This window comes from Actibacterium sp. MT2.3-13A, from assembly GCF_018139985.1.
Classification (GTDB): domain Bacteria; phylum Pseudomonadota; class Alphaproteobacteria; order Rhodobacterales; family Rhodobacteraceae; genus JAGSOU01.
Genome location: NZ_JAGSOU010000009.1, coordinates 66,636 through 86,987, shown reverse-complemented (window position 1 = coordinate 86,987; position 20,352 = coordinate 66,636). Strand labels below are relative to the sequence as shown.

The 20,352-nt window shown below is 70.0% G+C and carries 21 protein-coding genes; 9 read left to right on the top strand and 12 right to left on the bottom strand.

Features of this window, described 5'->3' with window-relative positions; translation table 11 throughout:
- Positions 1–20 precede the first annotated feature (20 nt).
- Positions 21–1,619 carry a divergent polysaccharide deacteylase family protein gene (locus KCI33_RS09995; protein WP_212524642.1) on the bottom strand — a complete coding sequence of 533 codons (1,599 nt, stop codon included), beginning with the start codon at positions 1,617–1,619 and terminating at the stop codon, positions 21–23.
- A 137-nt stretch (positions 1,620–1,756) separates the two neighbouring features.
- On the opposite strand from KCI33_RS09995, the gene KCI33_RS09990 reads away from it, so the two are divergent.
- From KCI33_RS09990 to lexA, 6 genes are all read left to right on the top strand, one after another.
- Positions 1,757–2,338 (top strand): aminodeoxychorismate/anthranilate synthase component II, encoded by a 582-nt coding sequence (locus KCI33_RS09990; RefSeq protein ID WP_212524641.1) that lies wholly within the window; start codon positions 1,757–1,759, stop codon positions 2,336–2,338.
- Positions 2,335–3,354: an anthranilate phosphoribosyltransferase gene (gene trpD / locus KCI33_RS09985; protein ID WP_212524640.1), complete on the top strand. Its 1,020-nt coding sequence runs from the start codon at positions 2,335–2,337 to the stop codon at positions 3,352–3,354. Before KCI33_RS09990 ends, trpD begins: the two co-directional genes overlap by 4 nt.
- A complete protein-coding gene (gene trpC, locus KCI33_RS09980; RefSeq protein ID WP_212524639.1) occupies positions 3,351–4,163 on the top strand; it encodes an indole-3-glycerol phosphate synthase TrpC in 813 nt (270 codons plus the stop codon). Before trpD ends, trpC begins: the two co-directional genes overlap by 4 nt.
- Positions 4,163–4,639: a cyclic pyranopterin monophosphate synthase MoaC gene (gene moaC / locus KCI33_RS09975; RefSeq protein WP_212524638.1), complete on the top strand. Its 477-nt coding sequence runs from the start codon at positions 4,163–4,165 to the stop codon at positions 4,637–4,639. Before trpC ends, moaC begins: the two co-directional genes overlap by 1 nt.
- Positions 4,639–5,811 carry a gephyrin-like molybdotransferase Glp gene (gene glp / locus KCI33_RS09970; protein ID WP_212524637.1) on the top strand — a complete coding sequence of 391 codons (1,173 nt, stop codon included), beginning with the start codon at positions 4,639–4,641 and terminating at the stop codon, positions 5,809–5,811. Before moaC ends, glp begins: the two co-directional genes overlap by 1 nt.
- Positions 5,812–5,901: 90 nt before the next feature.
- Positions 5,902–6,594: a transcriptional repressor LexA gene (lexA, locus tag KCI33_RS09965; RefSeq protein ID WP_212524636.1), complete on the top strand. Its 693-nt coding sequence runs from the start codon at positions 5,902–5,904 to the stop codon at positions 6,592–6,594.
- Here lexA and KCI33_RS09960 read toward each other — a convergent pair.
- Positions 6,588–8,627, bottom strand: coding sequence for a ComEC/Rec2 family competence protein (locus tag KCI33_RS09960; protein ID WP_212524635.1), 2,040 nt, complete (start codon positions 8,625–8,627; stop codon positions 6,588–6,590). The two genes, lexA and KCI33_RS09960, sit on opposite strands and share 7 nt — an antisense overlap.
- A 77-nt stretch (positions 8,628–8,704) precedes the next feature.
- Between KCI33_RS09960 and gltX the strand changes: the two genes are divergently transcribed.
- The 3 genes from gltX to KCI33_RS09945 all read left to right on the top strand — a co-directional run bounded on the left by gltX (position 8,705) and on the right by KCI33_RS09945 (position 12,271).
- Positions 8,705–10,108 carry a glutamate--tRNA ligase gene (gene gltX / locus KCI33_RS09955; protein WP_212524634.1) on the top strand — a complete coding sequence of 468 codons (1,404 nt, stop codon included), beginning with the start codon at positions 8,705–8,707 and terminating at the stop codon, positions 10,106–10,108.
- An 80-nt stretch (positions 10,109–10,188) separates the two neighbouring features.
- Complete coding sequence (gltA, locus tag KCI33_RS09950; RefSeq protein WP_212524633.1) at positions 10,189–11,484, top strand: citrate synthase; 1,296 nt, start codon at positions 10,189–10,191, stop codon at positions 11,482–11,484.
- Between the two features lie 124 nt (positions 11,485–11,608).
- The gene (locus tag KCI33_RS09945; RefSeq protein WP_212524632.1) at positions 11,609–12,271 is read left to right on the top strand and encodes a 5-formyltetrahydrofolate cyclo-ligase; all 663 of its coding nucleotides are present in this window, start codon (positions 11,609–11,611) and stop codon (positions 12,269–12,271) included.
- On the opposite strand, the gene KCI33_RS09940 is transcribed toward KCI33_RS09945, so the two are convergent.
- The 10 genes from KCI33_RS09940 to KCI33_RS09895 all read right to left on the bottom strand — a co-directional run bounded on the left by KCI33_RS09940 (position 12,268) and on the right by KCI33_RS09895 (position 20,270).
- Entirely contained in the window at positions 12,268–13,044 is a 777-nt protein-coding gene (locus KCI33_RS09940; protein WP_212524631.1) for an enoyl-CoA hydratase-related protein, read from the bottom strand. The genes KCI33_RS09945 and KCI33_RS09940 overlap by 4 nt on opposite strands.
- Positions 13,045–13,116: 72 nt before the next feature.
- Positions 13,117–13,575 (bottom strand): cytochrome c-type biogenesis protein, encoded by a 459-nt coding sequence (locus KCI33_RS09935; protein WP_212524630.1) that lies wholly within the window; start codon positions 13,573–13,575, stop codon positions 13,117–13,119.
- A 5-nt stretch (positions 13,576–13,580) separates the two neighbouring features.
- Positions 13,581–15,557, bottom strand: coding sequence for a heme lyase CcmF/NrfE family subunit (locus tag KCI33_RS09930; protein WP_212524629.1), 1,977 nt, complete (start codon positions 15,555–15,557; stop codon positions 13,581–13,583).
- Between the two features lie 93 nt (positions 15,558–15,650).
- Entirely contained in the window at positions 15,651–15,806 is a 156-nt protein-coding gene (locus KCI33_RS09925) for a hypothetical protein (RefSeq protein WP_212524628.1), read from the bottom strand.
- Complete coding sequence (locus KCI33_RS09920) at positions 15,803–16,354, bottom strand: holin family protein (RefSeq protein WP_212524627.1); 552 nt, start codon at positions 16,352–16,354, stop codon at positions 15,803–15,805. The genes KCI33_RS09925 and KCI33_RS09920 overlap by 4 nt, the downstream gene beginning before the upstream one ends.
- Positions 16,345–16,956 (bottom strand): holin-associated N-acetylmuramidase, encoded by a 612-nt coding sequence (locus KCI33_RS09915; RefSeq protein WP_212524626.1) that lies wholly within the window; start codon positions 16,954–16,956, stop codon positions 16,345–16,347. The genes KCI33_RS09920 and KCI33_RS09915 overlap by 10 nt, the downstream gene beginning before the upstream one ends.
- A gap of 65 nt (positions 16,957–17,021) precedes the next feature.
- A complete protein-coding gene (gene ccmE / locus KCI33_RS09910; protein WP_212524625.1) occupies positions 17,022–17,489 on the bottom strand; it encodes a cytochrome c maturation protein CcmE in 468 nt (155 codons plus the stop codon).
- Positions 17,490–17,501: 12 nt separating this feature from the next.
- Positions 17,502–18,530 carry an N-acetyl-gamma-glutamyl-phosphate reductase gene (argC, locus tag KCI33_RS09905; RefSeq protein ID WP_212524624.1) on the bottom strand — a complete coding sequence of 343 codons (1,029 nt, stop codon included), beginning with the start codon at positions 18,528–18,530 and terminating at the stop codon, positions 17,502–17,504.
- Between the two features lie 52 nt (positions 18,531–18,582).
- A complete protein-coding gene (gene murI / locus KCI33_RS09900; protein ID WP_212524623.1) occupies positions 18,583–19,395 on the bottom strand; it encodes a glutamate racemase in 813 nt (270 codons plus the stop codon).
- Positions 19,395–20,270: a lysophospholipid acyltransferase family protein gene (locus tag KCI33_RS09895; RefSeq protein WP_212524622.1), complete on the bottom strand. Its 876-nt coding sequence runs from the start codon at positions 20,268–20,270 to the stop codon at positions 19,395–19,397. The genes murI and KCI33_RS09895 overlap by 1 nt, the downstream gene beginning before the upstream one ends.
- Between the last annotated feature and the right edge of the window lie 82 nt (positions 20,271–20,352).

Genomic DNA, 20,352 nt, shown 5'->3' with positions numbered 1-20,352 from the left:
ATAATCGCCCGCCGCGCGGTTCAGTTCGCGCGCAGAACGGCCGAGATCGGGGCGAGGTTCACCTCTGCCCCCTTGCCTTCCAGCGCCCAGGAAAACAGCGCCGTCACCGTTTCGGCATAGCTGTGGCCCAGCATCACCACATGGCCGTCCTGCGCCGCCTTGAAGGCCGCGCGGTCGAGATAGCGCTTGATCACCGGAGCGGCCTCGCGGTCGGCGTCCAGCCTGCGGAAGATGGTGGCCGCCGGAATGCCGTCCGACAGCGCCACATGGGCGGCGGTGTTGAGCGCCTTGTCGTAGGTGACGAGGCCGTGACCGCTGTCGCCCAGCAGGTCGGTCAGCGCGCGCAGCGCCGCGTGGTCGGTCAGGAAGCCGCCGCTTTCACCCTCCATCACGGCCACGGCTTCGGGCACGCTCCGCAGCCCGGCCGAGATCGCCTCGGCGTGGGTCTGCGGGTCGCTGTCGCCCGGCTGCGCGCCGGCCAGCAGGACCACCTCGTAGCCCGCGGCGCGGTAGGCGGCCATCGCCTCGGCCGCGTCGGGGCGGGCCGGGTCGATCGCGAAGGTCACCGGGAAGGAGAAGGTGGTCAGCGCGGCGCGGTCCAGCCCCGCCGCGCCGGCGTCGATCAGGATCACCGAGAACAGCGGCTTGCCAGACGCCGGCGCGAAAGGCACGGCATAGCGGGCCAGCGCGCCCAGATCGGCGGCCGTCGCGGCGGGCACCCGGTCCCCGGCCGCGCCGATGCTGGGCAGGCGGCCGGTGGTGACCTCGGGGCGCGCGATCTCGCCGCCGGGGACGGGCACGCGGATCGCCTCGGGCGCCGCGCCGATCATCCCGGCGGGCGCGGAGGCCGAGACCTCGGGCTGGACAGCCTCGGGCTCAGGCGCGGCAGCGGGCGTTTCGGCCCCTCCCTCGGGGGCATCGTCGGGCGCGGCAGCGGGCGTTTCGGGGGCGGCGGGCCGCCCTGCCGGTTCAGGCGCGGGCGGGGCCTCGGGGGCGGCTTCGGCCTCCGGGGCCTGCGGTCCGGCGGCGGCGGGGCTGGGCAGGACAGGCTGCTCCTGCCCCGGGGCGGGCGCGGCGGCCTCCTCCTCGGGGCTGGGCGGCGTCATCATCGGCGCAGGCGTCTCCGCCGCGGCCTGCGGCGTGGCGGCGGGCCGGGTGTCGGGCCGCGGCGCCGAGGTGATCTCGGCGGCATCGGGGGCGCGGACCTCGGGCGCGGGAGCGGGCTGAGGCTGGGCGTCGGGGCCCGGCAGGCGTGCCTCGCCCTCGGGCTTGGGACGGTTGAATTCCGTCCCCGGCGGCAGCTCCACCCCGCCGGTGGCGGGCGGTGCCTCGGGCGCGGGGACATCCTGCGGCGCCTCGGGGGCGGCGTCGGGCGCCGGCGCAGGTTCGAGCGCAGGCGCGGCCGCGGGAGCCTCGGCGGCGGGCTGCGCCGAAGTCTCGGCCGGGGCCTCGGCGGGCATCTCCGCCGGCGCCTCGGCAACCGGCCCGGCGGCCGGCTCAACGGACGCGGGCGTCGCCGCCTCGCGCTGCGGCAGCGGCGCCTTCAGCGACAGCGCCCCCAGCCCCAGCGCCGAGACCACCGCGCCGGCCACGATTCCGCTGACAACACCTCTGCCCATGCTCCGCCTCCGCCTTTCCGGCTGTTTCGCTGACGATTCATTTCGCCGCCCGCGGGCCTTGACCCCGGGGCGGCGCTCTGAACATGTATAGCCCGACCACGCGCGGGGTTCACCCCCCTTTCCACGAAGGCGCCGCCATGCTGCTCTTGATCGATAACTACGACAGTTTCACCTACAATCTCGTCCATTATCTGGGCGAGCTGGGCGCCGACGTGGTGGTGAAGCGCAACGACGCGCTGGACGTGCAGCAGGCAATGGCGCTGCGGCCCTCGGGCATCGTTCTCAGCCCCGGTCCCTGCGACCCGGCGCAGGCCGGGATATGCCTGGCGCTGACCCGCGCCGCGGCCGAGACCGGCACGCCTCTGCTGGGCGTGTGCCTGGGTCACCAGACCATCGGAGAGGCCTTCGGCGGCAAGGTGGTGCGCGCCGGCGAGATCGTGCATGGCAAGACCGATGCGGTGCATCACGACGGCAGCGGCGTCTTTGCCGGACTGCCCAGCCCGTTCGAGGCCACGCGCTACCATTCGCTGATCGTCGATCGCGACAGTCTGCCCGACTGCCTGGAGGTCAACGCCTGGCTGGAGGGCGGCATGGTCATGGGGCTGCGGCACCGCGATCTTCCGATCCACGGCGTGCAGTTCCACCCCGAATCCATCGCCTCCGAACATGGGCACAAGCTGTTGAAAAACTTCCTGGACATGGTGAAGGAGCCGGCATGAGCGACGAGCTGAAACCCCTGATCGGAACCGCCGCCGACCATGCCCTGACCCGCGAGGAGGCCGAGGCCGCCTTCGAGATCCTGTTCACAGGCGAGGCGACGCCGGCGCAGATCGGCGGCCTGCTGATGGCGCTGCGCACCCGTGGCGAAACGGTCGAGGAATACGCCGCCGCCGCCGCCGTGATGCGCGCGAAATGCAGACGGGTCCATGCCCCCGCCGGCGCGATCGACATCGTGGGCACCGGCGGCACCGGCAAGCCGACGCTGCAGATCTCGACCGCGACGGCCTTCACCGTGGCGGGCGCGGGCGTGCCGGTGGCCAAGCACGGCAACCGCAAGCTGTCGTCCAACTCGGGCGCGGCGGACGCGCTGGACCAGAACGGGATCAACGTGATGGTCGGGCCGGAAGTTGTTGAAAAGGCTCTGAAAGAGGTCGGCATCGCCTTCATGATGGCGCCCATGCACCACCCGGCGATGAAACATGTCATGCCCGCCCGGCAAGAACTCGGCACGCGCACGATCTTCAACATCCTCGGGCCGCTGACCAACCCCGCTGGCGTCAAGCGCCAGCTCACCGGCACCTTCGCCCGCAGCATGATCCGCCCGATGGCCGAAACCCTGCTGCAGCTCGGCTCGGAAAGGGCGTGGCTGGTGCATGGCTCGGACGGCACGGATGAGTTGACCATCACCGGCGTCAGCTGGGTCGCGGCGGTGGAGGACGGCCGTGTGGTCGAACGCGAGGTCCACCCCGACGAGGCCGGACTGCCCGTGCACCCGTTCGAGGCCATCACCGGCGGCACGCCGGAGGCGAACGGCCGCGCCCTGCGCGCCGTCCTTTCGGGCAGCAAGGGCGCCTACCGCGATGCCGTTCTGCTGAACGCCGCCGCCGCGCTGCTGATCGCGGGCCGGGTGGAGACGCTGCCGGACGGCGTTGAAATGGCGGTCGAAAGCCTCGACAGCGGGGCGGCACTGAAGAAACTGGAGGGCCTGGCCCGCATCACATCGGAGGCGGCATGAGCCAGACCATCCTCGACAAGATCAAGGCCTACAAGCTGGAAGAGGTCGCCGCGGCCAAGGCGGCCCGCCCGCTGGCGCAGATCGAGGCCCAGGCGCGCGCGGCCGGCCCCACCCGCGGCTTTGCCGAGGCGCTGCGCGCGGCCAGCCGCACAGGTTACGGCCTGATTGCGGAGATCAAGAAGGCCAGCCCCTCCAAGGGCCTCATCCGCCCCGATTTCGACCCGCCCGCGCTGGCGAAAGCCTATGAGGCGGGCGGCGCAACCTGCCTCAGCGTGCTGACCGACACGCCGTCGTTCCAGGGCGCGCCGGAGTATCTGACCGCGGCGCGCAACGCCGTCGCCCTGCCCTGCCTGCGCAAGGATTTCATGTATGACACCTACCAGGTGGCCGAGGCGCGTGCCTGGGGCGCGGACTGCATCCTGATCATCCTCGCCTCCGTCTCCGACGCGCAGGCGGCCGAGCTGGAGGACGCGGCGCTTGCCTGGGGCATGGACGTGCTGCTGGAGGTGCATGACGCCGAGGAGCTGGAACGCGCCTGCACGCTGAAATCGCCGCTGATGGGCATCAACAACCGCAACCTGAAAACCTTCGAGACCACGCTCGACACCACGCGGACCCTCGCGCCGCGGGTGCCCGAGGACCGGATGATCATTTCGGAAAGCGGGCTGAACACGCCGCAGGATCTGGCCGCGATGGCCGAATACGGCGCGCGCTGTTTCCTGATCGGCGAAAGCCTGATGCGGCAGAACGACGTGACTGCCGCCACCAAGGCGCTGCTGGCCGGCGCCGTCGCACCGGAGGACGCGTGATGGCCGAACTGACCCATTTCGACGCCAAGGGCGACGCCCATATGGTCGATGTCTCGGACAAACCCTCGACCGCGCGCATCGCGGTGGCAGAGGGTGCGGTGCGGATGACGCCCGAAACGCTGGCCATGATCACCGAGGGCCGCGCGAAAAAGGGCGACGTGCTGGGCGTGGCGCGACTCGCCGGCATCATGGGCGCCAAGAAGACCGCCGAGTTGATCCCGCTGTGCCACCCGCTGCCGATCACCAAGGTCGCGGTGGAACTGACCCCCGACGAAAGCCTGCCGGGCGTCCGCATCGAGGCCACGGTCAAGACCGGCGGCCAGACCGGCGTGGAGATGGAGGCGCTGACCGCGGTCTCCACCGCGGCGCTGACGCTTTACGACATGGTCAAGGCCGTGGAGAAGAGCATGGTCATCGAAGGCATCCGACTGAAACTGAAAGACGGCGGAAAATCAGGCCGTTACGAGGCGATGTGATGATTTCGGTCGAAGAAGCCCTGTCGCATGTCTTCGACCTGGTCGCGCCGGTCGGCATTGAAACCGTGCCGCTGGCCGAGGCCGCCGGCCGCGTGCTGGCCGAGCCGGTGCAGGCCAAACGCAGCCAGCCGCCCTTCGCGGCCTCGGCGATGGACGGCTACGCCCTGAAAGGGGCCGAGGCCGAGCCGCACGCCATGTTCAAGGTCATCGGCACCGCCGCCGCCGGCCACGGATTCGGCGGCCGCGTGGGCCCCGGGCAGGCCGTCCGCATCTTCACCGGCGCGCCGGTGCCCGAGGGCGCGGACCGGGTGATCATCCAGGAGGATGTGACCGCCCGCGGCGACATGATCACCCTGGGCCACGATCTGGATGCAGGCCCGCATATCCGCCCGGCGGGCAACGATTTCGCGAGCGGTGCCACCGTCGAGGCGCCGCGCCGCCTGAGCCCTGCCGACCTGTCGCTGCTGGCGGCGATGAACCTGCCCGAGATCCCCGTCCGCCGCCGCCCCGTGGTGGCCATCATCGCCACCGGCGACGAACTGGTGACGCCGGGCGAGAACCCCGGCCCCGACCAGATCATCGCCTCAAACAATTTCGGCCTGAAGGCCCTGGTCGAGGCCGAGGGCGCCGAGGCGCGCCTGCTGCCGATCGCACGCGATACCCGCGCCTCGCTGGAGACCGTGTTCGGGCTGGCCGAAGGGGCCGACCTGATCCTGACCTCGGGCGGCGCCTCGGTCGGCGATCATGACCTGGTGGGCGCGGTCGCCGCCGGCCTGGGGATGGAACAGAGCTTCTACAAGGTCGCCATGCGCCCCGGCAAACCTCTGATGGCGGGCCGGATGGGGGCCGCGGCGATGATCGGCCTGCCGGGCAACCCGGTCTCCTCGCTGGTTTGCGGCCATGTGTTCGTGCGCCCTGCGCTGCGCGCGATGCTGGGCCTCGGCGCCGCCCCCGCCCCGCGGCACAGCGGCATTCTCGCGGCGCCCATCGGCGCCAACGGCCCGCGCGAGCATTACATGCGGGCCAGGATCACGCCTGACGGCCTGTCGGTCTTCGACCGGCAGGACAGCGCGTTGCTCAGCGTTCTGGCCGAGGCCGACGCGCTGGTCGTCCGCCCGCCCCATGACGGGCCGCGCGCCGCCGGAGAACGGGTCGCCTATCTGTCGCTGTGACCGGCAGTTGACACAAAACGGGAACATGCGTAGAACAAGGGGGAACAAATTCCCTGACGGACAAGGGCGAACTGCGCGAGGGTGACAGGCATGCTGACACGCAAACAGCTGGAACTGCTGGAGTTTATCCACAAGCGGATGCAGAAGGACGGCGTGCCGCCCTCGTTCGACGAGATGAAGGACGCGCTGGACCTGCGCTCCAAGTCCGGCATCCACCGGCTGATCACGGCATTGGAGGAACGCGGCTTCATCCGCCGCCTCGCCCACCGCGCCCGCGCGATCGAGATCGTCAAACTGCCGGACGCGCTCGAGGGCAAGGGCTTCGCCCCCCGCGTGATCGAGGGCGCCGCGCCCGCCGCACAGCCGGCCGGCAATGCGATGCCGGTCGAGGCAGTGCATGCGCTGGAATTGCCGGTGATGGGCCGCATCGCCGCCGGCACCCCGATCGAGGCGATCAGCCACGCCTCGCATAACGTGGCGGTTCCGGGCACCATGCTGTCGGGGCGCGGGCACCACTATGCGCTTGAGGTCAAAGGCGATTCGATGATCGAGGCCGGGATCAACGACGGCGACGTGGTGGTGATCCGCGAACAGGACACCGCCGACAACGGTGAGATCGTCGTCGCGCTGGTCGAGGGGCACGAGGCCACGCTGAAACGCTTCCGCCGCAAGGGCGCCATGATCGCGCTGGAGGCGGCGAATCCGGCCTACGAGACCCGCCTGCTGCGCGCCGATCAGGTGCAGGTGCAGGGCCGCCTCGTGGGGCTGATCCGCAGCTACTGAGACCAGGGCCGGCGGCCGGACCGAGCCGCGGCGGTGACCAGCCGCGGCCCCTCCGCGCCGCGATAGACGGCGATCGCCCCGCTCTGCCGCAGATAGGCGGCGTCGATCAGGCGGCATGCGCCCGCGGGAGGGTGGTCCAGCCGATGCGGCACCACCAGCCAGGCGGGCGGGGCGCAGGCCCCCTCCAGCACGCCTTCCCAACCCCGGCCGGACAGGAACACGAAGACCGCCCCGCCCAGATCGACGCGCAGCGCGCCCGCGCCGCCGGAAAACCCGCCGCGCGCGGCAGCGACCTGCTGCGTGGCGCGGTCGCCGTCATTTTCCAGCCAGCTTTCGGCGACGAAACCCTCGCCGCGCGGCTTGTTCAGCGCGCGGCCCTGCGGCGTCGTCACCCCCGCCAGCCGCCCGCTGGCCGAGATCAGCAGCGCCGGGCGCTCGGTTTGCTGCCACAGCCCCGCCGCCACCAGCACCGGCGCCAGCCCCGCCCAGCGGGCGCGGCCCCGCCACAGGATCAGCCACAGCATCCCCAGCGCCAGCAGCGGCAGCACCGCCGGCGCGGGCGTCGGCACCGGCCAGACCGCGCCCTCAAGCCCCGCCACCCAATGCGCCACGCCGAGGATCCACAGGATCCCCAGCCGCATCGCCGCAAGCCCGATCCAGGCCAGGCCGAACGGCGCCAGGACGCCCGCGATCACCGCCGCCGGGATCACCACCGCCCCCATCAGCGGCACGGTCAGCAGATTGGCCAGCAGGCCAAACTGCGCGACCTGGTTGAAATGGGCCGCGGCCACCGGCGCCGTGGCCGCCCCCGCCACGGCCGAGGACAGCACCACGGCCAGCACCGGCCGCAGAGTCCGCGGCACGCGCCGGCGCCCCTCGGGCCGTGCACGCAGCCCGCCGAACGCCGCCACGAGCGCGGTGCTCGCGGCGAAGGACATCTGGAAACCGGGCTCGGTCAGGCTTTCGGGTTCCAGCGCCAGGACGATCGTCGCGGCCAGCGCCACGGAGCGCAGGGTGACAGCGCGGCGATCGGCCAGCACCGCGGCCAGCATCACCGCGACCATGACGAAGGCGCGCCGCGTGGCGACATTGCCGCCCGATAGCCCCAGGTAGACCGCCGCGGCGATCAGCGCGACCGCCGCTGCGATCTTCTTGACCGGCAGGCGCAGCGCCAGCGGCGGGATCAACGCCAGCCCGTAGCGCAGCGCGGCAAAGACGAATCCGGTCAGCAATCCCATGTGCAGCCCGGAAATCGCCAGCAGATGCGCGAGGTTGGAATCGCGCAGCTCCTGCAGGCGCGCGCGCGGCATGGCCGAGCGGTCGCCGGTCAGGATCGCGGCGGCGAAGGCCCCCGCGTCGCCCGGCACCCGCGCCTGCAGCGCCCACGACAGGCCCATGCGCGCGCGGTGCACGACCAGCCCCGCGCGCCCCTCCGCCGCTGGAGCGGTGGCCACCGCCGGGCTTCGGGCATAGCCGACCGCACCCAGGCGATCGAACCAGGCGCGGCGGCGGAAGTCGAAGCCCCCCGGCTCGGCCGGCCCCGCTGGGGGCGAGAGATTGGCGGTCAGCGCCACGCGCAGCCCCGGCTCCGCCCGCGCGAATCCCTGCCCGCCGTGCAGGCTGACGCGCACCCGCGCAGGCGTATCCTCCGGCGCGACCCCCTCCAGCCAGACCCGGTCCAGCACCAGTCGCGGCACGTCCGATTGCGCGCGGTCGATGGCGACGATCCGGCCTTCCACCGCGCCGTAGACGCGATGCCCCAGCACCGGGGCCGTCATCAGATGGGTCCGCAGCGCCGCCAGGCACAGCCCCGCCAGCACCAGCGCGCCCAGCAACGCCAGCGGCGCCGCCCCCGCGCCCAGCCGGCTGCCGAGCGCCGCGAGGCACGCGCCCGCCAGCGCGCAGAGCGCCAGCGCCACCGCGTCCGGCTCCACCGGCAGGGCGAAATAGGCGCCGATCCCCAGCGACAGCGCCACCGGGACCCAGGCGAACAGCCGGCCGCGCTGCGCCGCGAGAGCTTGCAGGGGCCGCATGGCTTGTCACCCTTCGCGCGATTGCTTAATCAGGCGGCAAAGCTATCTCCCCAATGGTTACGAGAAGGTTAAGGCGCATGTCAGAGGCACAGGTCGTCACCCGGTTCGCCCCCTCGCCCACCGGTTATCTGCACATCGGCGGCGCCCGCACGGCGCTGTTCAACTGGCTCTATGCACGCGGGCGCGGCGGCAAGTTCCTGCTCCGCATCGAGGACACCGACCGCGAGCGCTCAACCCCCGAGGCCACCGAGGCGATCCTGAAGGGGATGGAATGGCTCGGCCTCGACCATGACGGCGAGGTGATCAGCCAGTTCGCGCGCGCCGCCCGCCACGCCGAGGTGGCCGGGCAACTGCTGGCCGAGGGCAAGGCGTATAAATGCTTCTCCACGCAGGAGGAAATCGCCGCCTTCCGCGAGCAGGCCAAGGCCGAGGGGCGCTCCACCCTGTTCCGCAGCCCGTGGCGCGACGCCGATCCGGCGACCCATCCCGACGCGCCCTGCGTGGTGCGGATCAAGGCCCCGCGCGAGGGCGTCACGGTGATCCGCGACAAGGTGCAGGGCGACGTCACCATCCGCAACGACCAGCTCGACGACATGGTGCTGCTGCGCTCGGACGGCACGCCGGTCTACATGCTGGCGGTGGTGGTCGACGACCACGACATGGGCGTGACCCATGTGATCCGCGGCGACGACCACCTCAACAACGCCGCGCGGCAGATGATGATCTACGAGGCAATGGGCTGGCAGGTTCCGGTCTGGGCCCATATCCCGCTGATCCACGGCCCCGACGGCAAGAAGCTGAGCAAGCGCCACGGCGCGCTCGGGGTCGATGAATACCAGAAGATGGGCTACCCGGCGGCCGGCATGCGCAACTACCTCGCGCGGCTGGGCTGGAGCCACGGCGACGATGAGTTCTTCACCGACGAACAGGCGATGGCGTGGTTCGACCTCGATGGAATCGGCAAATCTCCGGCCCGTTTCGACTTCAAGAAGCTGGAAAATCTCAGCGGCCAGCATATCGCCGCCACCGACGATGCTGCGCTGCTGCAAGAGCTTGTGGCCTTCCTGGCGGCCACCGGCCGGCCGGCCCTGACCGCCGCACAAAAAGAAATGATGGGCCGGTCGATGTACTGCCTCAAGGACCGCGCCCGAACCTTCCCGCAACTTCTTGAAAAAGCGCATTTTATCCTGGGCGACCGGCCGTTCGAACCGGACGAGGCGGCGGCGAAATCCCTTGACCCAGTATCCCGTGGTATACTGGGAGAATTGACGCCGCATCTGCAAAGTGCTAGCTGGACCCGCGACGCACTGGAGGCAGCTGTCGGCGCCTTTGCCGAGGCCCGCGAACTGAAGCTCGGCAAGTTGGCCCAGCCCTTGCGTGCAGCGCTTTCCGGGCGAACCGTTTCGCCCAGCGTGTTCGACATGATGCTTGTCATCGGCCGGGAGGAGACGTTGGCCCGGCTGGCTGACATTGCGGCCTGAGGGGGCGCATCGCCCCGCGAACAGCGCAATGCCAATGACCGGCGCGGACCGCGCGCCGGTCTCTCAAGAGAGGGACATAAATGGCTGACAGCACCAAGACCGCGACCCTGAGTTTCGGCGACAAGACGCTCGAGCTTCCGATGCTCAGCCCCACGGTGGGCCCCGATGTCATCGACATTTCAAAGCTTTACGCAAAGGGCGGCGTGTTCACGCATGACCCGGGCTTCACCTCTACCTCGTCCTGCGAATCCACCATCACCTTCATCGACGGTGACAAGGGCGAGCTGCTGCACCGCGGCTACCCGATCGACCAGCTGGCCGAGAAATCCCATTACCTCGAAGTCTGCTACCTGCTGCTCTATGGCGAGCTGCCGACCGCCGCCCAGCTGGAGGATTTCGAGAGCCGCGTCACGCGCCACACCATGGTGCACGAGCAGATGATGAACTTCTTCCGGGGCTTCCGCCGCGACGCGCACCCGATGGCGGTGATGGTCGGCGTGGTGGGCGCGATGTCGGCCTTCTACCACGACTCCACCGACATCACCGATCCCTGGCAGCGCGAGGTCGCCTCGATCCGGCTGCTCGCCAAGATGCCGACCATCGCGGCGATGGCCTACAAATACACGATCGGCCAGCCGTTCGAATACCCGCGCAACGATCTCGACTATGCCTCGAACTTCCTGCGCATGTGCTTTGCCGTGCCGGCCGAGGATTACGAGGTCGACCCGATCCTGAGCCGGGCAATGGACCGGATCTTCACCCTGCATGCCGATCACGAGCAGAACGCCTCCACCTCGACGGTGCGCCTGGCCTCGTCCTCGGGGGCGAACCCCTTTGCCTGCATCGCCGCCGGCATCGCCTGCCTCTGGGGCCCGGCCCATGGCGGCGCCAACCAGGCCTGCCTGGAGATGCTGCGCGAGATCGGCTCGGTCGACCGCATCCCCGAATTCATCGCGCGGGCCAAGGACAAGAACGATCCGTTCCGCCTGATGGGCTTCGGCCACCGGGTCTACAAGAATTTCGACCCGCGCGCGAAGGTGATGAAACAGTCCGCCGACGAGGTGCTGGACCTGCTGGGGATCGAGAACAACCCCACCCTCCAGGTCGCCAAGGAACTGGAGAAGCAGGCCCTCGAGGACCCCTATTTCATCGAGAAGAAGCTGTTCCCGAACGTCGATTTCTACTCGGGCATCATCCTCGAGGCGATGGGCTTCCCGACCTCGATGTTCACCCCGATCTTCGCGGTCAGCCGCACCGTGGGCTGGGTCAGCCAGTGGAAAGAGATGATCGCGGATCCGGCGCTGAAGATCGGCCGCCCGCGTCAGCTCTATACCGGCCATGCCAAGCGCGACTATGTCGACGTGGAAAACCGCTGAACCACCTGAAAACGACACGGACGGCCGCCCTCGGGCGGCCGTTTGCGTTTGCGCCCCCCTGCGCTGCGGCTTGCGCGCCCGGCATGCCGCGTGACAGGCTGGAACAGAGCCGCAGGAGCCCGCCATGCCCCATGACCCGCCGATCCCCGCCTCGCCGCCCTGTTTCGCGCATGAGCTGTCGGGCGGCCAGCCCGTCGATCCGCAGACCGCGCGCGACGTCGCGCGTTTCCGCAAGGCCGAGCGGGCAAGGCTGATCGCCGCCCGCCTCGCCCGACCCGCGGCCGAGCGCGCCGCGCTGGCCGATGAGGTGGCGGAGGAACTGGACCGCCTGCTGGCGGGGTATCCCGGCGCCGTGGTCGGCCTCTACTGGCCGTTCCGGGGCGAGCTCGACCTGCGCGGCTGGATGGCGCGCGCCCATGCGCGCGGCCACCCCGTCGCCCTGCCCGTGGTCGCGGGAAAGGCGCAGCCGCTGGTCTTCCGCGAATGGACGCCGGGCTGCGCGATGGCGCGCGGGGTGTGGAACATCCCCATCCCCGCCGAGGGCCGCGCGCTGCGGCCCGGGGTGGTCATCGCGCCTTTGGTGGGCGTCGATCCGCAGGGCTACCGGCTGGGCTACGGCGGCGGCTTCTACGACCGCACGCTGGCGGCCCTCGCCCCGCGCCCGCTGGCGATCGGGGTGGGCGCGCCGGAGGCGCAGATGCCGACGATCTTTCCGCAGCCGCATGACATCGCGATGGACGTGGTGGTGCTGGGCCGTGGCAAGGTCAGCCGCCGGCCGCCCGGTTAGCGCCCCTCGAAACGCGCCTTGCGCTTGTCCAGAAAGGCCACCACGCCCTCCTGGAAATCGCGGGTATTGCCCGCCGCGCCCTGCAGCCGCGCCTCCAGCGACAGCTGATCCTCGAGGCTGTTGTCGAAACTCGCGCGCAGAGCCTGCTTCACAAGGCCATAGGCGACCGAGGGCCCCTGCGCCAGATGCGCCGCGCGGGCGCGCCAATGGGCGTCGAAGGCGTCGTCGGCCACCGCCTCCCAGATCATGCCCCACTCGGCGGCCTGGGTGGCGCTGACCGGCTCGGCGAACAGGGCCGCGCCCATGGCGCGGGCGAATCCCACCTGGCGCGGCAGCCAGTAGGTGCCGCCGGCATCGGGGATCAGCCCGATCCGGGTGAAGGCCTGCAGGAACACCGCGCGCTCCGTCGCGATCACGACGTCGCAGGCCAGCGCCAGGTTGGCGCCCGCCCCGGCGGCGGCCCCGTTTACCGCGGCGACCGTGGGAATGGCGCAGTCGTAGATCCGGCGCAGCATCGGTTCGTATTCGTCGCGCAGCACGCGCTCCAGGTCGATCGCGGCGGGGTTGGCCCCGTCACCAAGATCCTGCCCAGAGCAGAACGCCCGCCCCGCCCCGGTGATCACCAGCGCGCGCGCCTCCGCCTCGGCGCGGCGCACGGCGTGGTCGATCTCGGCCCGCATCTGGGTATTCAGCGCGTTCATCACCTCCGGGCGGTTCAGGGTCAGAACCGCCAGGTCGTCGGCGATCTCAAGCGTGATGGTCTGGTACTTCATTGGGCTGCTCCGATGATCCGCTTCGCGCATCAGCATAGGCATGGCGGCGGCGCGGAAAAGGCGGACGCGCCGTCACTCGCCCAGGATTTCCTTCAGCCGCGCCTCTTCCTCGGCGCTCAGCCCGCCTGGGGCGGCCTCGTTGCCGCGGCGTCGGGTCAGCACATAGCCCGCCCCGATGCCGAGCGCCACGATCAGCAGCACCGGCCCGGCGACCCAAAGCAACAGGTTCGCCCCGGTCGCGGTCGGCTTCAGCAGGACGTATTCGCCGTAACGGTCGACCAGATAGGCCACCACCTGCTCGTCGCTGTCGCCCTTGACCAGCCGCTCGCGCACCAGCACGCGCAGCTCCTTGGCCAGTTCGGCGTTGGATTCGTCGATGCTCTCGTTGCGGCACACCAGGCAGCGCAGCCCCTTGGAGATCTCCCGCGCGCGGGTCTCCAGCGCGGGATCGGCCAGCACCTCGTCGGGCTCCACCGCGAAGGCGGGCACGGCGAGGATCAGGCCCAGGGCCAGGGTCAGACGTTTCAGCATGTCGCTCACTCCGCCGGGACGGCGCCGGAGGGCTGCGCCTTGCGCGCGCCCGCGGCCACCCGGTAACGGCGGTCGCTGAGGCTCAGCAGCCCGCCGACGGCCATGATGATCGCGCCGAGCCAGATCCAGTTGGCCAGCGGCTTGATGTAGGTGCGCACGGCCCAGCCGCCGTCCGCCTGCGGATCGCCGATCACCAGATAGACGTCGCGCAGCAAGCCGTTGTCGATCCCGGCCTCGGTGGTGGGCATCGCGGCGACCGGATAGACGCGCTTTTCGGGGTGCAGCGTGGCCACCTGCCGGTCGCCGCGCCAGACGCTCATCGTGGCCATGGTCGAGCGATAGTTCGGCCCCGGGACCTGCTCAACCTTTTCCAGCACGATGCCATAGCCGCTGACCTCGAACCGCTCGCCGATCCGGGCGGTGCGGATATCCTCGACATCCCAGGCCAGCAGGCCCGAGATTCCCAGCATGGTGACGCCGAGCCCGGCATGGGCCACCGCCTTGCCCCAGTCGGCGCGCGGCAGGCGCAGGACGCGGCCCAGCCTAGCGCCGATCGCGCCGCGTCCCGCGCGACTCCACAGGTCGACCGCCGCGCCGCTGATCAGCCAGGTCCCGAGGAACAGCCCCACCGGCCCCAGCGCCGAACGCCCCGTCTGCAGGGCGAAGACCAGCACGCCGACCGCCAGCGACAGCACCAGCGCCGCGCGCAGCTGCCACAGCGCACGGCCCAGCCGCGCACGTTTCCACGGCAGGATCGCGCCGACAGGCAGGATCAGCGCCAGCACCACCATGAAGGGGGTGAAGGCCATGTTGAAGAACGGCGGACCGACCGACAGCTTGCGGTCAAAGAACATCTCGGCCACCAGCGGCCAGATCGTGCCGATGAAAACCACCAGCGCGGCGACCGCCAGCAGCACGTTGTTGAACACCAGCGCGGATTCGCGGCTGACCACGCCGAACACGCCCTTGGCCTCCATCGCCCCGGCGCGCGCGGCATAGAGCATCAGCGCGCCGCCCATGAAGACGCCCAGGATCATCAGGATGAACACCCCCCGTTCGGGGTCGTTGGCGAAGGCGTGGACGCTGGTGATCACGCCCGATCGCACGATGAACGTGCCGATCAGCGAGAAGCCGAAGGCCATGATCGCCAGCAGGATCGTCCAGCTTTTCAGCGCCTCGCGCTTTTCCACAACGATCGCCGAATGCAGCAGCGCCGCGCCGATCAGCCAGGGCATGAAAGAGGCGTTCTCGACCGGGTCCCAGAACCAGAACCCGCCCCAGCCCAGCTCGTAATAGGCCCACCACGAGCCCAGCCCGATGCCCACGGTCAGGAACAGCCAGGCGGCCAACGTCCAGGGCCGCACCCAGCGCGCCCAGGCGGCATCGACGCGCCCCTCGATCAGCGCCGCCACCGCGAAGGAGAAGCAGATCGAAAGCCCGACATAGCCGAGATAGAGGAACGGCGGGTGAAAGGCGAGACCGGGGTCCTGCAACAGCGGGTTCAGGTCCTCGCCGTTGAAGGGCGGCACGGCCAGCCGCTGGAACGGGTTGGAGGTGAACAGGATGAAGGCGAAAAAGGCCGCCCCGATCGCGGACTGCACCGCCAGCACGCGCGCGCGCAGCTTCGGCGGCAGGTTGCCCCCGAACCAGGCGGCCATCGCCCCGAACAGCGTCAGGATCAGCACCCAGAGCAGCATGGAGCCCTCGTGATTCCCCCACACGCCCGATACCTTGTAGAGCATCGGCTTGTCGGTGTGGGAGTTCAGCACCACCACCCGCAGCGAGAAATCGGACACCACGAAAGCATAGGTCAGCGCCGCGAAACTGAACGCCGTCAGCAGGAACTGCACGGTGGCGGCGGGCTCGGCCACGGCCATCCAGCCGGTCCAGCGCTTGTGCGCACCGATCAGGGGAACCACCATCTGCACGAGGGCGACGGCGAAGGCGAGGACGAGGGCGAAGTGGCCGAGTTCGATAAACATGCGGCGGATATTAGAATTTCCCGCCGGAAAGGCCAACGCTAATGCACTGCGTTACCGCGCCACAGGCGGTGACGAATTCGTGAGCGCGCGGGCTCAGCCGCCGGGCAGCGTGGCCAGCATCGCGCCCGCGGCCAGCATCGCCAGCGCCAGCGCCTCCCCGCGCGGCGTTCGGCACCACATATCGGCGAATCCGACCGCGCTCAGCCCCGCCATCAGCGCCGCCAGACGGGCGAAATCCGCGGGACTCACCTCCCCGCCCTCCATTCCTCCAGCGCGGCGTTGCGCCCGGCCTCCTCCGGGGCGGGCCGCGCGGCCGGCACCCCGGCCCCGGCCTCCAGCGCCCGCAGGGCGTGCAGGTTGCCGGTCACCTCGCCGGCGCGGCTCATGGTCTCGGCGATCGCGCGCTGGAATTCCTGCCCCTTGGCCTGGTGCCGCGCCCCGAAATAGAACGAGATGATCGCGCCCAGGAGCCACCACAGCGGTTCGGGCACCAGCGCGATGCCCTGCATGCGCGCGGCGAACCAGATCGGGTCGGCCATCGCGGCGACGAACAGCCCCACCGTCCCCAGCGCCAGTGCCGGGCGCGGCAGGCGGTTCAGCGCGTCGATCACCCGGTCGAAAACCCCGCGCCCAGGGCCCGCGAATTCCGCCGCGAACTGCGCCAGCGCCGCCGCGTGCAGATCCGCGCCGCGCGCCCCCGCGCCTTCGGCGTTCTCGCGGAACACCTCGGCGGTCTCGCGCAGCACGTTGCGGCCGTCGCCGAAAAGGGCCGTGAATATCCCCTCGATCAGCCCCATGCCGCCACCCTGGCCCGGAACTCCGCCTCGCTGAGGTGAAAGCGCGGCGCGATGAACGCCTCGGCCCGCCTGATCCAGCCGCCCTTGCCGCCCGCCCGCGTGCGCGCGTATTTGCGCGAGGCCGGGCGCTGATCGGCGAGGCGGAAGTAGAAATTGCGCCGCGCGATGCCGTAGGCGTCGGCGATGTGATCCGGCGCGGCCCGCGCCGCCGCCTCGGCCGCCGCGATGGTCTGCGGCCCGATCGCCCCGTCCACCGCCACGGCCTGCCCCATCTCGTTCAACAGCCGTTGCAGGATGCGCACCGCGTTGGCCCCGGAATTGACATACATGTCGAAGACGGAGGGCTGCAGAAGCTCAGGCAGTTCCCCGATCCGCGGGCGGCGGTAATACTGCGCGACGAAGATCTCCACCGCCTTTTCGCGGCTCAGCCGCTTCACATCCGCCGCGCTGACCTGCCCGTCGCCGGTCAGGTCCAGCCCCAGCCGGCGCAGCGTGCCCAGCGTGACGCCGTATTTCGTGGCCCCGCCCGGGTCGTCCGGGTCGTTCGCATAGCCGCCCTCGCGGGCGACGATCTCTTCGGCGATCTGTTGAACTGACGGCATGAAAAACCCCCGAGGCCGCTTGGCATCCCGGGGGTGATTTCGCGCCGATTTCGTTAAGAACCGGCTTAGCTACCGTTCGCTGCCGGTTTGTCGGGGGCCTCGTAGACGCCCTGTTCCTTCAGCGCGTCGATGACCTCCTTGGGCATGTATTCCTCGTCATGCTTGGCCAGGATCACAGAGGCTTTGAACACGCCATCTACGTAACGACCTGTCGCGATCGTCCCTTGCCCTTCACTGAACAGATCTGGCTTGGGATCATTGCCAACGTAGTCAACAGGAATGTCTGCACCGCCGTCAGTGATAACGAAGCTGAATTGGACGCCCTGAACCGGCGTCATCGAGCCTTCTTTCACCAGCCCGCCGAGGCGGAACTCCTCGTTCGCCGCGGGCGGCTCGGCGACCACCTCGCTGGGTGAGCGGAAGAAGTTGATCCCGTCGCGCAGACCGTAGCCGATCAGCGCCGTGGACACCGCCAGCGCCACGAAGGCGACGACGATGATCTGGATCCGCCGTTGTTTCTTCAGTCCGCGCATCTCGGTTCCTCCTTACGGGAAGACGGGGGCGAGCATCAGCCCCGCGCTCTCCTCGATCTCCAGCATCAGGTTGGCGTTCTGCAGCGCCTGCCCAGACGAGCCCTTGGTCAGGTTGTCCAGCGCCGCCACCACGATCGCCCGCCCCTCGATCCGGTCCGCGACCACGCCGATATGGCAGAAGTTGGACCCGCGCACATGCTTGGTCGAGGGCAGCTCGCCGAAGGGCAGCGTGACGATGAATGTCTCATCCGCATAGGCCTTGGCCAGCGTTTCATGCACCTCTGCGGCATTGCCACGCACATAGACGGTGGCCAGGATGCCGCGGTTGGCGGGGATCAGGTGGGGCGTGAACTGCACCCGCACCGGCCGGCCGGCGATGGCAGAGAACTCCTGGTCGAACTCGCCCAGGTGGCGGTGTTTGCCGCCCGCCGAATAGGCGTGGTAGCCCTCGCTCAGCTCGGCGTGCAGCAGGTTCTCCTTCAGCGACCGCCCGGCGCCGGAGACCCCGGCCTTGAGGTCGATGATGATCTCGTCCAGGTCGATGACCCCGGCCGCGATCAGCGGGCGCAGCGCGTATTGGCCGGTGGCGGCGTTGCACCCCGTCCCCGCGACCAGCCGCGCCGAGCGGATCTCGTCGCGGTAGAATTCGGTCAGCCCGTAGACGGCGGTCTTCTGCAATTCCACCGCATCATGCGGCTTGCCGTACCATTTCTGGTATTCGGCCGGGTCGCGCAGCCGGAAATCGGCGGACAGATCGACGACCTTGACCGTCTCGGGCAGGGTCTTGATCACCGCCTGGCTGGTGGCGTGCGGCAGCGCGCAGAACACCAGGTCGACAGCGGCGAAGTCGATCTCGTCGATCTTGACCAGCGGCGGCAGGTCGAGATGGCGCAGATGCGGGAACACCTCGCCCATTTCCAGACCGGCCTTGCGGTCGGCGGACAGGGCCGCGATCTCGATCGTGGGATGGGTGGCGATCAGCCGGACAAGCTCCGCCCCGGTGTAGCCCGAGGCACCAAGGATGGCGATTTTATGCGTCATGGGTGCATCCTGTCTTTGCAGGGGATGTAGGAAGGGATCGGACGGCCCGCAATCACGCGGCCTGGAATTCGATCTTTCGTCGCAGGAACTGGACGGCCTTGTTCGACACCGCGCGCGGATCGCCCGTGGTCAGGAACATCGACTCGGTCCCGGTGCCCAGCATGTCAGGATGGCGCTCCAGGTAGTCGGCGAGGCTCGCCGCCACCAGGTTGGCCTGGGAATAGACCGCCACATCGGGCCCCAGCGCCTCCTGGAAGGCGCGTTCCAGCAGCGGGTAATGGGTGCAGCCCAGGATCGCGGCCTCGGGCCGCGGCATCCGCCGCAGCAGCGCCTCGACATGGGAGCGCACCAGCGCCTCGGCGAGGATCTCGTCGCCGGCCTCGATCGCGTCCACCAGCCCGCCGCAGGGCTGCGCCTCGACATCCACCCCGATGGCGCGGAAGGCCAGCTCGCGCTGGAAGGCGCGGCTCGCCACGGTGGCGGGGGTGGCAAACAGCGCCACATGCTTCACCGCCACCTCGCGCGGGGGGGAGTTGTCGCCCCACTGCCGCTCGGTCAGCGCCTCGATCAGCGGCACGAAGACGCCCAGCACCCGCTTGTCGCTGGGCACCCAGTTTTCCTGCATCCGGCGCAGCGCCGCGGCGCTGGCGGTGTTGCACGCCAGGATCACCAGGTCGCAGCCCGCCTCCCACAGCCGCTCCACGGCGCGGGTGGTCAGGTTGTAGACGTCATCGGCGTCGCGCACCCCATAGGGCGCATGCGCGTTGTCGCCAAAATAGACGAAGGGAACATCCGGCAGCCGCCTGGCCACCGCGTCCAGCACGGTCAGCCCGCCCAGACCAGAATCGAATACGCCGACAGCCATTACGCCCTGTATCTCTCCTCGAACTCGAAGCCGTATTCATACGACGTCAAGGGTGTCGGGGAAAGCTCATACGTCGCCTTGCGGAGGAAATCCATCATTGCCTTGGGATCGCGCGCATGCGCCGCGATCCGGCCGGGCGCGATGGGCGCGCCGATGGCCACCCGCACCGGCGCATCCACCCGCGCGCCGAACTCCCGGATCAGCAACCCCAGCCGCAGCGTCTGGTGCAGGTGGCTGGCCATCTGGAACAGCCGCGAGTTGTGCCCCTCGAAGAACAGCGGAACCACGGCCGCCCCCGATTTCGCCACCATCCGCGCGGTGAAGTTGCGCCAGCCCGGGTCCATCGGCGGCGAGAACCACCGCGCCCCGGTCGAGACCGTGCCGCCGGGAAAGATCCCCACCGCGCCGCCCTGCCCCAGGTAATCCAGCGCAGCCTTCCGGGTGGCGAGATTGACCGCCTGCGCCGCGCGCGTTTCGTCGAAGCTGACCGGCAGGATGATCCGGTTCAGTTCCTCTGCCTTTCGAAAGACCTGGTGGGCGAGGATGCGGAAATCGCCCCGCGCCCGCGACAGGACATGGCCCATCATCAGCCCGTCGAGGATGCCGTAGGGGTGGTTGGCGACCACGATCACCGGCCCCTCGGCCGGGATGTTGGACAGGCTGCCGCCGGTGACCTCAAGGCTCAGGCCATAGCGTTCGACCATCACCTCCCAGAAATCCCGGCCCGCCGCGACCTCGCGCTCATAGCCCGAGGCGCGGCGGATCAGGCTGAGCCGCCCGGTGGCGTTCTCCATCATGCGGATCACCGCCCGCCCGCCCCTGGATCGGGCGGAATGGGCATAGCTGATCTCGCGTGTGGCTGTGTGGTGCGGCATGGCCCACCCGTCCTGCGTTGTGGCCTGCCCCGGATAGCGCCCTTCGGGGGCGCTATCCAGAGGGCGCACGCCCCGCCGCGCC